We start from the raw sequence: 13,992 nt of genomic DNA on the forward strand, positions 1-13,992 counted from the left end.
GCTACCAATAGCATTTAGTATAAAGACTTCCTTCTTCTCATATTTGTAACAATTGAAGAAAATACATGTCTGTCATTTCGTGACAATGCAACATACCAATACACAGGTAGACTTATGATAAACATAATTATGAGTAATGAAAGTTGTACCAACAGGCTATCAGAAACCTGTGGACGGATTCTCCAATAAATACATGATATGCAAACAAATGAAGCCAAACATGGGATTAACACATACTTGATCCATCTTAAAACAGATAAACCAATAAGTTTGTGTGCGAAATAAATATAAATTATTCCATCTACCATAATACGGAAGATTATCCAATTAAGAATTGCCCAATATGGCTGAAAGCCAAATTGAAATTCAACACATGTCAATATAATTGGAATAATGTTTGCTATCGAACTACAAATATTAAACCGCTTGATGTTTCCTTCTGCCTGAATAGCCTGATACAAGAAATGATACAATTGCTCAATAAGCCCAGAAACGAACCATAACATGCAAAACAGAACAGTCCACTCAGGCACTTCCTTTAGCCACAATTGCAACACGACAGGCATAGAGAACAATATAGGAAGTGCAAAAAAGGAGAATAAGAGAAATGAGAACTTACAGCCTGCGTATGAAATCTCAAGCATTTGGTGCCTTTGGTTTGCTCCTTCCTTTTTGACAAGGACTGGTGTCAATGCCTTTGACATATTACCAGAAACGCCCATCAACGCCCCTTGCAGTTGTGTAGCTATTCCCAATGCTGCATTCAATAGAGTCCCAAAGAAATGGTTTATCGCAATAGTCATACCATAAAGTGAAATCATCCCAGCACAAATATTCAGCATGTTCCAGCCTGCAAAAGATGCCATTTTCTTCAAGATCTCATTATCATGTTCCTTTATACTTTTTGCTCTACATACAGGATAAGTCCTATCGCAGTAGCATTTAGTAATGAATCGCAACAACCACGACTCTCCAGCCATCAATAGTCCATAAAAAAGTAATCTGTCATAGTCTGAATATGATATTAATACAGCGATTGTCAGTTTCAAGAACACGTCTATTATTCCTACAAGTGAATAAAAAAACATGTTCTCATGAGCATTCAGAACAGCATCATAAGGCGTTATAGTAATTGAAAATACGGTACTGAAAATCAAACACCCATAAACAATCATGGCCGTTGTTTCCCTACCACTCGGGATATTAAGAATACCATTAAATAAAAAGAAGCCAGCTATGATATACAGTCCACAAACCAACAAAGCCAACATACGATGCAGACGAACTGAGGAATTAAAGATTGTCTGTATGGCGGTAATATCTCCCTTTCCCTCTGCATAACTCATATAACGCAAGGAGGCTGTACTCATAGAAGCACTAAGGAAACCCAACATAGCCAATGCACCAGCAACCACATTATAGAGTCCATAATCAGATGCGCCTAAAGCATCCAACAGAATACGAGTAGTCAATACGGAAACAACAATTGATGTTCCCATACGTGCATAAAGGAATAATGTATTCTTTACTACTCTGTTTACCGTGGACATGACTTCCTCTTACTTAGAGCACTTGTTATACAATATACCTACTTTCAGATTTCCATAATAAAAGCGCTGGGGATATATGCTGTCGATACAAGGCCTACGGCTGTTATAGAAACGATCACACGCTGTTGTCCAGAAACTCTTGCAACCTTTCCTTCCACCCCTTTGAACAGACCGTCAATGACCCTTACCGTCTCGCCTCCCTTGAAATGGCATTGTTCTTCCTTAACATACATCAGATGCTCGCTCTTATTAGAGGTGGCACAGATGAAATTCTCCATTTCACGACATGGAATAGTCAGTGGAGGATTCTTTGAGTCTTCATCCAGTTCGAAGTGATTATAGTAATATGTGAGAAAGGAGAGTTCGGGAGTGCCCTTGATATATTCCTCGGCTTTGTCTTCTGTGGTATAGACAAACAGAAGGTTCGGAATCAGAGCCTCGAGTACTCGTTTGTCTTTACCTTGTTTGTCGGTTTTGCGCACATAGCGCTTGGCAATATAGCAATAGGTTCCGTCTTCAACGATCATGTCAAACGCCTTATCTTCCCTTCGGTATGAAGCACGAAACACATACCACCTCTTATTTTCGTCTGGCGCATATCTTACCGACGCCCCTGTCTTTGAGCTGATCGCTTCGGGGATGGTATCAGGGGTAAGCCTGACACATGGAGGTTTAGCCTCGCCTCGTCGAGTTTCCACATTAGACAATGTGCTCATATCAAACCTTTTCGAGTTTTGGTTTATCGGTCGGTTCAATGCTTAGATTCTGAGTCTTACGACTTTGAGAATCAAGTGCAAAAGTACAAAAAAATAGACATATAACGAAAACAATATTCAAAAAAGCAATAATTATTGCTTATTTTTGCAATTTCTTGTACCTTGAATGTGCAAGAACAATAACAAGCTGCTTCCCTTAACGGAAAAACGACACAAAAAAAAGCCCACCCATCTGATTGCAAACGGATGGATGGGTGGGGCAGTCACACCTGGCTAGATTAAGGTTGCAGCGTAAAACCAAGAACCAGGTATGCCTTCTGCGAACAAGGATTTGCTACAACCTGTCCGAAGATAGGTATCGAGAACGTATCGGTGACTTTAATATCTTTCGTTGCCTTCAGCGAGAGATTGGTCACCGCGAATCCCGTTGTTCCGTAGAACGTGGTGGCGAAGGGGACGGCACCGGCCGTAGCAGCCCAGTCAACCGTGGCAAGTTTGAATGGAACAGTAGCTTCAACATAACTGCTGTAGGCCCGTTTGCCGTCCTTGTTTTCGCCGTCGTTGCCGGCAATATTAGTATACCACTGCAGACTGGCCACTCCGAAATCGTAACCGATGTTGGCCTCAAACACGTGGTTCGTTCCGTGGGCGTCGTACTTGAAGTAGCGGCCCTCGGGGTCGAGACCAGCGTTGAACCAATAGTCTGTCAGCCCGATATTGAAACCGCCAGCGGTGTAAGCGAGCGTCAGGTCAAACTCCTTTGTGTCGGCAGGCTCTGAGAGGCCCACACTGCCCCACGCCGAGAGGCTCAGGCCCTTATAGCCGATGCCGAGTGTTGGCTGGAGCGACACGCTTCCCAAGTCCTGACCACGCCAGATATACTGGCTCACAACGTCCGCCGCTACGGTTGTCTCTACACTTTCCGTCTCCTGTGCATGGGTGGTTGCACACGCAACCAGACCCATGGCAAATAAAACAATCTTTTTCATACCTTCCAAATAAAACACACTTAAAAAAACTTATTTAGTTATAGCAACTTTCACCATGCTCGTAGATATCGAGACCTTCCTCCTCAACACGCGCACCAACGCGCAGTCCGTGCAGTTTCTTGATACCGTAGAAAAGAGCCAGTCCACAAGCGGCAGCCCAGAGGTCGATCACGAGGATACCGAAGAGCTCAGCGCCGAAGAATCCCCAGCCGCCACCATAGAAGGCGCCGTTAGAGGTAGAGAGCAGACCAGTCATCAGAGTGCCAAGAATACCGCACACGCCGTGTACAGAAGAAGCACCCACGGGGTCGTCGATGTGAAGCTTGTGGTCGATGAACTCGATGGCGTAAACCAGCACCAGTCCGCAGACAAAACCTATCACCACGGCACCAACAGGCGATACGAGGTCACAACCAGCCGTGATGCCCACAAGACCGGCCAGTACACCGTTCAGCGTCAGAGAGAGCGACGGTTTGCCATACTTCCACCATGTGAGGAACATCGTAGCCACACCGCCCGCAGCAGCAGCCAGGTTAGTGGTCAGGAACACGTGTGAGATAGCCACGCGGTTCACCTCGCCAGAGGCAGCCAGCTGAGAACCGGGGTTGAATCCGAACCATCCCAACCAGAGGATGAAGACGCCCAGGGCAGCCATTGTCAGGTTGTGACCGGGAATAGCGCGGCTCTTGCCGTCCTTGGCATACTTGCCGATACGGGGACCGAGCGCGATGGCACCAATCAGAGCCAGCACACCACCCACGCTATGTACGATAGCAGAACCGGCAAAGTCGTGGAACACGTCGCCGAAGGTAGTCATCATAAAGCTGTCGGCAGCGTCGTTGCAGAGCCAGCCGCCGCCCCATGTCCAGTGTCCCTCGATGGGATAGATGAACAGCGAGATCACAGCGCTGTAGACCAGATACATCGAGAACTTGGTACGCTCGGCCATGGCGCCGCTCACGATTGTGGCCGACGTGGCACAGAACACCGTCTCGAAAATCAGGAAGCCCTCAACGGGCAGGTCGCCCTTATAGAAACTCAGGTCGCCCCAGTTAGGCATGCCGATAAAACCGGCACCCTCGCTGCCGAACATGAAGCCGAAGCCGAGGAAGAAAAACAAGAGCGAGCCGAACATGAAGTCCACAAAGTTCTTCATCAGGATGTTGGCCGTGTTCTTGCCTCGTGTAAAACCAGCCTCACACAGCGCAAAACCAGGCTGCATCCAGAAAACCAACATGGCCGCCAACAACATCCATACAGTATCGAGTGATAATCCAATTTCGTTCATAATCTTCTTACTTTTTTTACCTTTTTACCTTCTTACCTATTCACATCACTTCTTGTCTCTCAGAACGGTGTCGCCGTTCTCACCCGTGCGGATACTCCAAGTGTCAATCATATCGCTCACGAAGATACGACCATCGCCAACCTCACCCGTGTGAGCCACACTCAGTATCACCTTCACCGTAGGCTCCACAAACTGGTCGCGGCACACAATGGTCAGTGCCACACGCTCTATCACGTCGGTAGAGTACTGCACGCCGCGGTAGATACGTTCCTCGCGGCTCTGGCCGATACCATGCACGTTGTGGTATTCAAACCAGTCGATATCCGACTGCAACAATGCCTCCTTTACATCCTCAAACTTGGTCTTACGGATGATTGCTTCGATTCTTTTCATACCTGTCTTCTCTTTATTACCTTATTAATACTATTACAGCCTTTTGGCTTACACTTTGAAAGCTTTCTGCTGCAAAAGTAGTACATTTTGACAGAATATCAAGCATATAACTTTCAGTTTGTACGTTAAAACGCACACAATCTAACAGTTCAAAACCATTTACTTTTGTTTTGCTTACGATTTATAACAAATTAGCGCCAAAAAACTACAGATTATCACATTGGCGGTTATTCATTCAAAAAAGATGCAAATTTCAGCAAAAAGCTTTGTCATATCAAACCAATCTTTATCCTTATAATCATTATCAAAAGAGAACATCCCGTTCGTTGCTGAGAGTAAGAAAGGGGAAAAAGATGATATGGCGAAGGCGGTGACGAACCTAATAAATCAAAAGAATTAAACTCTGAGGAAAGTCGGGGGTTCGATAAATGAAACCCTCACTTTACTCCGAGCAAACTGGCTCACTTTGCCCTGGGACTTCGGACGTATTTGCTGCAGTTGTTGCAGTGTTGCAGTTGTTTGCAAGACTGCCGCACCCTAAAAAATATGTCTATATATTTATATATATATAATATATATAATATATAGTATTAATTTTTCACTTTTTACACTTCATGATTTGAACTGCAACACTGCAACAACTGCAGCAAAATGCGTCTACACACTCAGGCAGAAAAGGGTAGAGGCAAAAGGATGCAGCGCGAGTGTTTGACAGACCTTCAAATAACAGATTGAAAGTTGAGGACGGGATATAAAGGGGCGTTTTTATCGTATTGAAAGAAAAAGGGGGCTGATTGTTACAAACTGAAAGTTGAGGGCGATTTTAAGATTTAAAAAGCAAGACACTATTCTCCTATATTTACATTTTGATATAATTTTGCAGCCAAATTTGAACAGAAAGATAGAAAAAGCAAGGATAATATGACAAAGTGTAAAAATCAAGACCAAGAAAAAGGACTCTACCAACAAGCGTATGAGCACGATGCCTGCGGCGTGGGCATGGTGGTGAACATTCATGGCAACAAGAGCCATGAGCTGGTAGACAACGCGCTGAAAGTGCTGGAGAACATGGAGCACCGAGGCGCTGAGACACGCGACAAGACTGGCGACGGTGCGGGCATCATGGTTCAGATTCCCCACGAGTTTATTCTGTTGCAGGGCATCCCCGTGCCCGAAAAGGGGAAATACGGCACAGGACTGGTATTCCTACCGAAAGAGCAGAAGGCTCAGCAGGAGATTCTGAGCGTGATGATAGAGGAGATAGAGCGCGAAGGACTGCAGCTGATGCACTTGCGCGCCGTGCCTACCAATCCAGAGGTGCTGGGAGCGGGAGCCCGCGAGGTGGAGCCCGACATCAAGCAGATTTTCGTGACGGGCGTGTCGGATGAGGACGTTCCCGTGTTTGAACGCATATTATATAAGGTTCGCAAGAAGATTGAGAACCGCATTGACAACGAGGACTTCTATATCTGCTCGCTGTCGAACAAGAACATCATCTACAAGGGTATGCTGACCAGCGGACAGCTGCGACGCTACTTCCCCGACCTGTCGAACGACTACTTCACGAGCGGACTGGCTCTGGTACACTCGCGCTTCTCGACCAACACGTTCCCGAAGTGGAAACTGGCTCAGCCGTTCCGACTGCTGGCTCACAACGGCGAGATCAACACCATTCGCGGCAACCGCGGATGGATGAAGGCTCGCGAGAGCGTGCTGAGCAGTGAGGCGCTGGGCGACATCAAGGCACTGCGCCCCATCGTACAGGACGGCATGAGCGACAGCGCCAGCCTCGACAACGTGTTTGAGTTCCTGATGATGAGCGGACTCTCGCTGCCTCAGGCGATGGCCATCCTGGTGCCTGAGAGCTTCAACGACAAAAACCCGATCAGCGAAGACCTGAAGGCATTCTACGAATATCACTCTATCCTGATGGAGCCGTGGGACGGTCCCGCAGCGCTGCTGTTCAGCGACGGACGTTTCGCTGGCGGTATGCTCGACCGCAACGGACTGCGCCCCAGCCGCTACACCATCACCAAAGGCGGTATGATGGTTGTGGCCAGCGAGGTGGGCGTGATGGACTTCGAACCGGGCGACGTGGTGAGCAAGGGCCGACTGCAGCCTGGCAAGATTCTGCTCATCGACACGCAAGAGGGTAAGATATACTACGACGGTGAGATAAAAGAGCAGCTGGCAAAGGCTCATCCCTACCGCGAATGGCTGAACGAGAACCGCGTGCAGCTGGAGAAGCTGAAGAGCGGCCGCAAGGTGGACAACGCGGTAAGCGACTATGCCCAGAAGCTCGTGATGTTCGGCTTCGGACAGGAGGATATCGACAAGACAATCGTACCGATGGCCACAGCAGGACAGGAGCCTGTAGCCGCCATGGGTAACGACACGCCGCTGGCTGTGGTGAGCGACCGCCCGCAGGTATTGTTCAACTACTTCCGTCAGCAGTTCGCACAGGTGACCAACCCCGCCATCGACCCCATCCGCGAGGAGCTGGTGATGAGTCTGACGGAGTATATCGGTGCCGTGGGTACCAACATCCTGACACCTGACGCCTCGAACTGCAAGATGGTGAGACTGCCCCAGCCCGTGCTGACAAATACGCAGCTCGACATTCTGTGCAACATACGATACAAAGGATTCAAGACGCAGAAGCTTGCCATGCTCTTCGACATGGAGCAGGGCGAAGAGGGACTGCGCAAAGCGCTCGACGACCTCTGTCATGCGGCGGAGGCAAGCGTCGACGAGGGTGTGAACTACATCATCCTCACAGACCGCGACATCGATGAGAAGCACGCTGCCATCCCATCGCTGTTGGCTGTGAGCGCCGTACACCACTACCTGATCAGCGTGGGCAAGCGCGTACAGACCGCACTGATTGTTGAGAGCGGCGAGATTCGCGAGACGATGCACGCAGCGCTGCTGCTGGGCTACGGTGCCTCAGCACTCTGTCCGTATATGACATTCGCCATCCTCGACGACCTCGTGAAGAAAGGAAAGATTCAGGAGGAATATGCTACGGCCGAAAAGAACTATATCAAGGCTGTGGACAAGGGACTGAAGAAGATTATGTCGAAGATGGGTATCTCGACCATCCGCTCTTATCGCGGTGCGAAGATCTTCGAGAGCATCGGACTGAGCGAGGACTTGCTGAGACGCTACTTCGGCACAGAGGTGAGCACCATCGGCGGCATCGGACTGAAAGAGATTGCGCGCGACGCCATCCGACTGCATGAAGAGGCGAAGGAACAGACTCTCTTGAAAAACCAGGGACAGTTTGCATGGCGCAAAGACGGCATCAAGCACGCCTGGAACCCCGAGACCATCGCCAACCTGCAACTGGCCACCCGTCTGGGAAGCTACAAGAAGTTCAAGGAGTGGTCGGCCATCGTGGACGAAAAAGACAGTCCTATCTTCATACGCGACTTCTTCGGCTGGAAGAAGGCTGCAAAACCCACACCTATCGACGAGGTGGAGCCCGTAGAGAGCATCGTGAAGCACTTCGTGACGGGCGCCATGAGTTTCGGAGCCCTGAGCATCGAAGCCCACGAGGCTTTGGCGCTGGCAATGAACAAACTGGGTGCACGCTCGAATACCGGTGAGGGCGGCGAGGATAACGCACGCTACCACTCGGAGGTGGACGGTGTGAGCCTGAGCAGCAAAACGAAACAGATAGCCAGCGGACGCTTTGGCGTGACTGCCGAATACCTCGTAAACGCAGAGGAAATACAGATTAAGGTGGCACAAGGTGCGAAGCCCGGTGAGGGCGGACAGCTGCCTGGCTTTAAGGTGAACGAGATCATCGCCAAGACGCGTAACGCCATTCCTGGCATCTCGCTCATCTCTCCCCCACCTCACCACGACATCTACAGCATCGAAGACCTGGCACAGCTCATCTTCGACCTGAAGAATATCAACCCCACGGCAGCCGTGAGCGTGAAACTCGTAGCCGAAAGCGGCGTGGGAACGATTGCCGCCGGTGTGGCCAAGGCCAAGGCCGACCTCATCGTGATCAGCGGTGCCGAGGGCGGTACGGGCGCCAGTCCTGCCAGCTCTATGCGCTTCGCAGGTATCTCGCCCGAGATTGGTCTCGCAGAGACACAGCAGACACTGGTCATCAACGGACTGCGCAATCAGGTTCGCCTACAGACCGACGGTCAGCTGAAGACTGCCAAGGATGTCATCATCATGGCCATGCTGGGTGCCGACGAGTTCTCGTTCGGTACGCTGCCGCTGATTGTCCTGGGCTGTGTGATGATGCGTAAGTGTAACACGAATACGTGTCCGATGGGCGTAGCCACTCAGAACCCTGAGTTGCGCAAACATTTCGAGGGCCGTGCCGAATATGTGGTGAATTTCTTCACCTTCCTCGCTGAACAGGTACGCGAATACCTCGCTGAAATCGGCGTGAAGAGCCTGAAAGAGATTATCGGACACACGGAACTGATTGAGGTGAACACCGCAAACGCCACAGACAAACAGAAGACAATAGACTTCGCCCGACTGCTGCATAAGCCAGAGACCGACAAGCCTCTGTATTGGGACCGCGGCGAGTTCACAAAGGTTCATGGCGTGAAGGACGAGGAGATAATCAAAGCAGCCAAGAAGGCCATCGATACGCAAGAAGAGGTAACCCTCGACTATGCTATCCGTAACACAGACCGCGCCGTGACAACGATGCTCTCGGGCGTCATCGCAAAGAAATACGGAGAACAGGGGCTGCCCGACAGCACCATCAACATCAAGTTCAAGGGGTCGGCAGGACAGAGCTTCGGTGCCTTTGCCGTCCGAGGTGTTAACCTGAAACTCGAAGGCGAGTGTAACGACTATTTCGGCAAGGGACTCAGCGGCGGACGCATCTCGATTCTGCCTCCTGTACGCAGCGGTGAGAATTTCCATGCCGAAGAGAACATCATTGCGGGCAACACAGGTCTCTATGGTGCCACCTCGGGCGAGCTCTACATCAACGGTAAGGTGGGCGAGCGCTTCGGTGTGCGCAACTCAGGCGCCATCGCCGTCATCGAGGGTGCCGGCGACCACTGCTGCGAATACATGACTGGCGGACGCGTGGTAGTACTGGGCAAGACTGGCCGCAACTTCGCTGCCGGCATGTCGGGCGGCGTGGCTTATGTCTACGATCCCGACCACACATTCGACTACTTCTGCAACATGGATATGGTGGAACTCGGACTCGTAGAGGACTCTGTTTCGCGCAAGGAACTGCTGGAACTGATTCGCCAACATTATCTGCACACAGGTTCTGCACTCGCAGGACGCATGCTCGACGATTGGCAGCGCTATGTGGAAGACTTCATCCAGGTAGTGCCTATCGAGTACAAACGTGTGCTCCAGGAGGAACAGATGAGCAAGCTGCGCCAGAAGATCGCTGATATGCAGCGCGACTATTAAACGGAAAGTTAAAAGGTAAAAAAGCAAATAACGATGGGAAATCCAAAAGCATTTTTAGAGATACACCGCCAAGAGGCGGGCTACCGTCCGATTCACGATAGAATACACGATTTCGGCGAGGTGGAGCAAACACTGAGCACCCGCGAACGTAAGTTGCAGGCAAGCCGCTGCATGGACTGCGGCGTGCCTTTCTGCCACTGGGCTTGTCCGCTTGGCAACAAAGCACCCGAGTGGAACGACGCTCTGTATAAAGGCGACTGGGAGCTGGCTTATCGCCTGCTGAACAGCACAAATCCCTTCCCCGAGTTCACGGGCCGTATCTGTCCTGCACTCTGCGAGAAGGCTTGCGTGCTGAACCGTTTCAACCACGAACCGACCACCAACCGAGAAGACGAGTGCGCCATCACCGAGGCTGCTTTCCGCGAAGGATATATCCAGCCACACACCGATATCGTGCGTAACGGTAAGAAAGTGGCTGTTATCGGAGCCGGGCCCGCAGGACTTGTAGCTGCCTACGACCTGAACCTGATGGGCTACGAGGTGACGGTGTTTGAGAAGAATGAGGCGATCGGCGGTTTGCTGCGCTACGGCATCCCCAACTTCAAACTCAACAAGACCATCATCGACCGCCGTCTGCACCTTCTGGAAGAAGAGGGCATTAAGTTCGAATACGGCAAGGCCATCGAATGCGACGAGGCATTCGCCAAGCAATACGACGCTGTTGTGGTAGCCACCGGTACTCCTACAGCCAGAGACTTGAAAGCTCCCGGCCGTGAATTGAAAGGTGTACACTTCGCGCTAGAGCTGCTGAGCCAGCAGAACCGCATACTGGCAGGTATGGAATTCTCGAAAGACGAACGCATCACCGCCAAAGACAAGAATGTACTCGTGATTGGCGGCGGAGATACAGGTAGCGACTGCATAGGTACTTCTCATCGTCAGGGTTGTAAGAGCGTGACACAGATTGAAATCATGCCACGCCCCGTTGAAGGTCCTGAAGACCCGCAGAATCCATGGCCTAACTGGCCTCGTACTCTCAAGACCACAAGCAGTCACGAGGAAGGCTGTACGCGTCGATGGAACATCAACACCCTCGAATTCCTGGGCAAAGACGGCAAACTCACAGGCGTGAAAGTGCAGGAGATTGACTGGAAACCCAATCCTGAGGGCGGGCGTCCCATCATGGTAGAGAAAGGCAAACCCGAGATTATCAAGGCAGAACTCGTACTGCTGGCCATGGGATTCCTGAAACCCGAACATCCTCAGTATGCAGAGAACGTGTTTGTATGTGGCGATGCCGCTAACGGAGCCTCGCTCGTAGTACGTGCGATGGCCAGCGGACGTCAGACTGCTACAAAGGTAGACCAGTATATTCGCAAAACTTACAATTTATAACAAAATGCTACGTTTTGTGTATTTAGAGTAACAATTCGGAAGAATATTAGCTTTAAATAATAACAAATTGAAAGTTTGCTTTGTTTTATTAATGCAAAAAGTTTAGAATTGTTTTGTCTTTCTAACTTTTTGCATTAATTTTGCACCCAGTAATAACAAAAGGATCATAATTGTAAGACAATGAGCAATCAAGAGACACGGAAAATCGGTTTTACGAAGATGCATGGTTGTGGCAACGACTACATCTACGTCAACACGATGCTCTATGAAGTGCCCGATCCTTCTGAAACAGCACGACGCTGGAGCGACCGCCATAAAGGGATTGGTTCCGACGGTCTGGTGCTGATAGGCAAATCGTCTGTACCCGAAGCCGACTTTACCATGCGCATCTTCAATGCCGACGGCAGCGAAGCCATGATGTGCGGAAATGCGTCAAGGTGTATCGGTAAATATCTATATGAACGCGGGCTCACGCAGCAGACAGAAATCCGCCTGTTGACGCTCTCAGGCGTCAAGACACTAAACCTGCTTGTCAACGATGGTGTCGTAGAAAGTGTCACTGTCGATATGGGAAAACCTGTTCTTGAGGAAGAATCGCAGTTCATCGAATCACGCAATCCAGGTCATGGCACTTTCGTCTCGATGGGCAATCCTCATTATGTGATCTTTACTGACAATGTGGAGCAGGTAGGCGAGAGCGGACACATACTTGAGCAGCATCCCGCTTTCCCGCAACGCTGCAACATCGAGTTTGCCAATATCAGGCCCGACGGCAATATACGAACCCGTGTCTGGGAACGCGGAAGCGGCATTACACAAGCCTGTGGAACAGGTGCCTGCGCAACTGCCGTTGCAGCAGCTATCACAGGGCAGGCTGGGCGCACATCACAAATCGTGATGGATGGCGGAACACTCTCTATCGAATGGCGTGAAGCCGATAATCATGTATACATGACAGGTCCCGCTGAATTTGTTTTTGACGGACAAATAGAAATATAACACATATGGCATTAGTAAACGAACATTTCCTGAAACTGCCAAACAACTATCTGTTTGCAGACATTGCCAAGAAAGTGAATGCTTTCAAGGTGATGCATCCAAAGGCAGACGTTATTTCGCTTGGTATCGGCGATGTAACACAACCACTCTGTCCCGCTGTTGTAGAAGCCATGCACAAGGCTGCCGACGAAATGGGAACTGCCGACGGCTTCAGAGGCTATGGTCCGGAACAAGGCTATGACTTCCTGCGTGAAGCCATCCTGAAGAACGACTTCCTGCCTCGTGGCATCCACCTTGATATTGACGAGATTTTCATTAACGACGGAGCAAAGAGCGATACTGGTAACATCCAGGAACTCATCCGCTGGGACAACTCCATTGGCGTCACAGACCCTATCTATCCCGTATATATCGACTCGAATGTCATGATAGGCCGTGCAGGAACGGTAGAGAATGGCAAATGGTCGAACGTGATTTACATGCCTTGTACGGCTGAGAACGGCTTCGTGCCCCAGATTCCCGACCGTCGCGTTGATGTTATCTACCTGTGTTATCCGAACAACCCCACAGGTATGGTCATCACAAAGAAAGAATTGCGCAAGTGGGTGAACTACGCCCTGAAGAACGATACGCTCATTTTCTATGATGCCGCTTATCAAGCTTATATTCAGGACGACGACATCCCGCACTCCATCTATGAAATACGTGGTGCCCGCCGTTGTGCTATCGAGTTCCACTCATACTCGAAGACTGCCGGTTTCACGGGCATCCGCTGTGGCTACACCGTAGTGCCTAAAGACCTGACAGCCTCAACACTTACGGGCGAGCGTATTCCCTTAAACCCATTGTGGTACCGTCGTCAATGTACGAAGTTCAATGGTACCAGCTATATTAGTCAGCGTGCAGCCGAAGCCATCTACACCCCTGACGGCAAAGAACAGGTAAAAGCCACCATCGACTACTATATGCAGAACGCCCACAAGATGCTCAGCACTCTTCGCGCATTGGGCTTTGAGGTATATGGCGGCGAGAATGCGCCCTACATCTGGATGCGCACTCCTGACAGTAGCGGCTCATGGCAATTTTTCGAGAATCTGCTCTATGGAGCCAACGTAGTCTGCACCCCTGGTGTCGGTTTTGGACCCGCTGGTGAAGGTTATGTAAGGTTTACTGCTTTCGGAAGTCATGAAAAGACGGAAGAGGCATTACAGAGAATAGAGAACTGGACAAAATCACATTAAAACTAC

At 50.0% G+C, this 13,992-nt stretch carries 9 protein-coding genes; 4 read left to right on the forward strand and 5 right to left on the reverse strand.

The genetic code is table 11. The features are described 5' to 3' along the window. Positions 1-14 precede the first annotated feature (14 nt). From T325_RS11450 to T325_RS11470, 5 genes are all read right to left on the reverse strand, one after another. Entirely contained in the window at positions 15-1,499 is a 1,485-nt protein-coding gene (locus tag T325_RS11450; RefSeq protein WP_051949872.1) for a lipopolysaccharide biosynthesis protein, read from the reverse strand. A 95-nt stretch (positions 1,500-1,594) separates the two neighbouring features. Then, positions 1,595-2,266, reverse strand: a complete 672-nt coding sequence (locus T325_RS11455; RefSeq protein WP_081911203.1) for a UpxY family transcription antiterminator — start codon at positions 2,264-2,266, stop codon at positions 1,595-1,597. Between the two features lie 278 nt (positions 2,267-2,544). Further along, positions 2,545-3,255, reverse strand: a complete 711-nt coding sequence (locus T325_RS11460; protein ID WP_036914109.1) for a hypothetical protein — start codon at positions 3,253-3,255, stop codon at positions 2,545-2,547. A gap of 34 nt (positions 3,256-3,289) precedes the next feature. Then, a complete protein-coding gene (locus tag T325_RS11465) occupies positions 3,290-4,543 on the reverse strand; it encodes an ammonium transporter (RefSeq protein ID WP_036914111.1) in 1,254 nt (417 codons plus the stop codon). Between the two features lie 45 nt (positions 4,544-4,588). After that, a complete protein-coding gene (locus tag T325_RS11470) occupies positions 4,589-4,936 on the reverse strand; it encodes a P-II family nitrogen regulator (protein ID WP_036914114.1) in 348 nt (115 codons plus the stop codon). Between the two features lie 921 nt (positions 4,937-5,857). Between T325_RS11470 and gltB the strand changes: the two genes are divergently transcribed. The 4 genes from gltB to T325_RS11490 all read left to right on the forward strand — a co-directional run bounded on the left by gltB (position 5,858) and on the right by T325_RS11490 (position 13,986). After that, positions 5,858-10,351 (forward strand): glutamate synthase large subunit, encoded by a 4,494-nt coding sequence (gene gltB / locus T325_RS11475; RefSeq protein WP_036914117.1) that lies wholly within the window; start codon positions 5,858-5,860, stop codon positions 10,349-10,351. Positions 10,352-10,384: 33 nt separating this feature from the next. Then, positions 10,385-11,746: a glutamate synthase subunit beta gene (locus T325_RS11480; RefSeq protein WP_036914120.1), complete on the forward strand. Its 1,362-nt coding sequence runs from the start codon at positions 10,385-10,387 to the stop codon at positions 11,744-11,746. Positions 11,747-11,926: 180 nt separating this feature from the next. After that, a complete protein-coding gene (dapF, locus tag T325_RS11485) occupies positions 11,927-12,745 on the forward strand; it encodes a diaminopimelate epimerase (protein ID WP_036914123.1) in 819 nt (272 codons plus the stop codon). Between the two features lie 5 nt (positions 12,746-12,750). Next, positions 12,751-13,986, forward strand: a complete 1,236-nt coding sequence (locus T325_RS11490) for an LL-diaminopimelate aminotransferase (protein WP_036914125.1) — start codon at positions 12,751-12,753, stop codon at positions 13,984-13,986. Positions 13,987-13,992 lie beyond the last annotated feature (6 nt).

It is taken from the genome of Prevotella sp. FD3004 (assembly GCF_000746155.1).
Classification (GTDB): domain Bacteria; phylum Bacteroidota; class Bacteroidia; order Bacteroidales; family Bacteroidaceae; genus Prevotella.

What these genes read in the sequence shown, in the direction of transcription:
- T325_RS11480 (WP_036914120.1), top strand. Translation starts at nt 10,385, where the DNA reads ATGGGAAATCCAAAAGCATTTTTAGAGATACACCGCCAAGAGGCGGGC.
- T325_RS11490 (WP_036914125.1), top strand. Translation starts at nt 12,751, where the DNA reads ATGGCATTAGTAAACGAACATTTCCTGAAACTGCCAAACAACTATCTG.
- T325_RS11465 (WP_036914111.1), bottom strand. Translation starts at nt 4,543, where the DNA reads ATGAACGAAATTGGATTATCACTCGATACTGTATGGATGTTGTTGGCG.
- T325_RS11450 (WP_051949872.1), bottom strand. Translation starts at nt 1,499, where the DNA reads ATGGGAACATCAATTGTTGTTTCCGTATTGACTACTCGTATTCTGTTG.
- T325_RS11455 (WP_081911203.1), bottom strand. Translation starts at nt 2,266, where the DNA reads ATGAGCACATTGTCTAATGTGGAAACTCGACGAGGCGAGGCTAAACCT.
- dapF (WP_036914123.1), top strand. Translation starts at nt 11,927, where the DNA reads ATGAGCAATCAAGAGACACGGAAAATCGGTTTTACGAAGATGCATGGT.
- gltB (WP_036914117.1), top strand. Translation starts at nt 5,858, where the DNA reads ATGACAAAGTGTAAAAATCAAGACCAAGAAAAAGGACTCTACCAACAA.
- T325_RS11460 (WP_036914109.1), bottom strand. Translation starts at nt 3,255, where the DNA reads ATGAAAAAGATTGTTTTATTTGCCATGGGTCTGGTTGCGTGTGCAACC.
- T325_RS11470 (WP_036914114.1), bottom strand. Translation starts at nt 4,936, where the DNA reads ATGAAAAGAATCGAAGCAATCATCCGTAAGACCAAGTTTGAGGATGTA.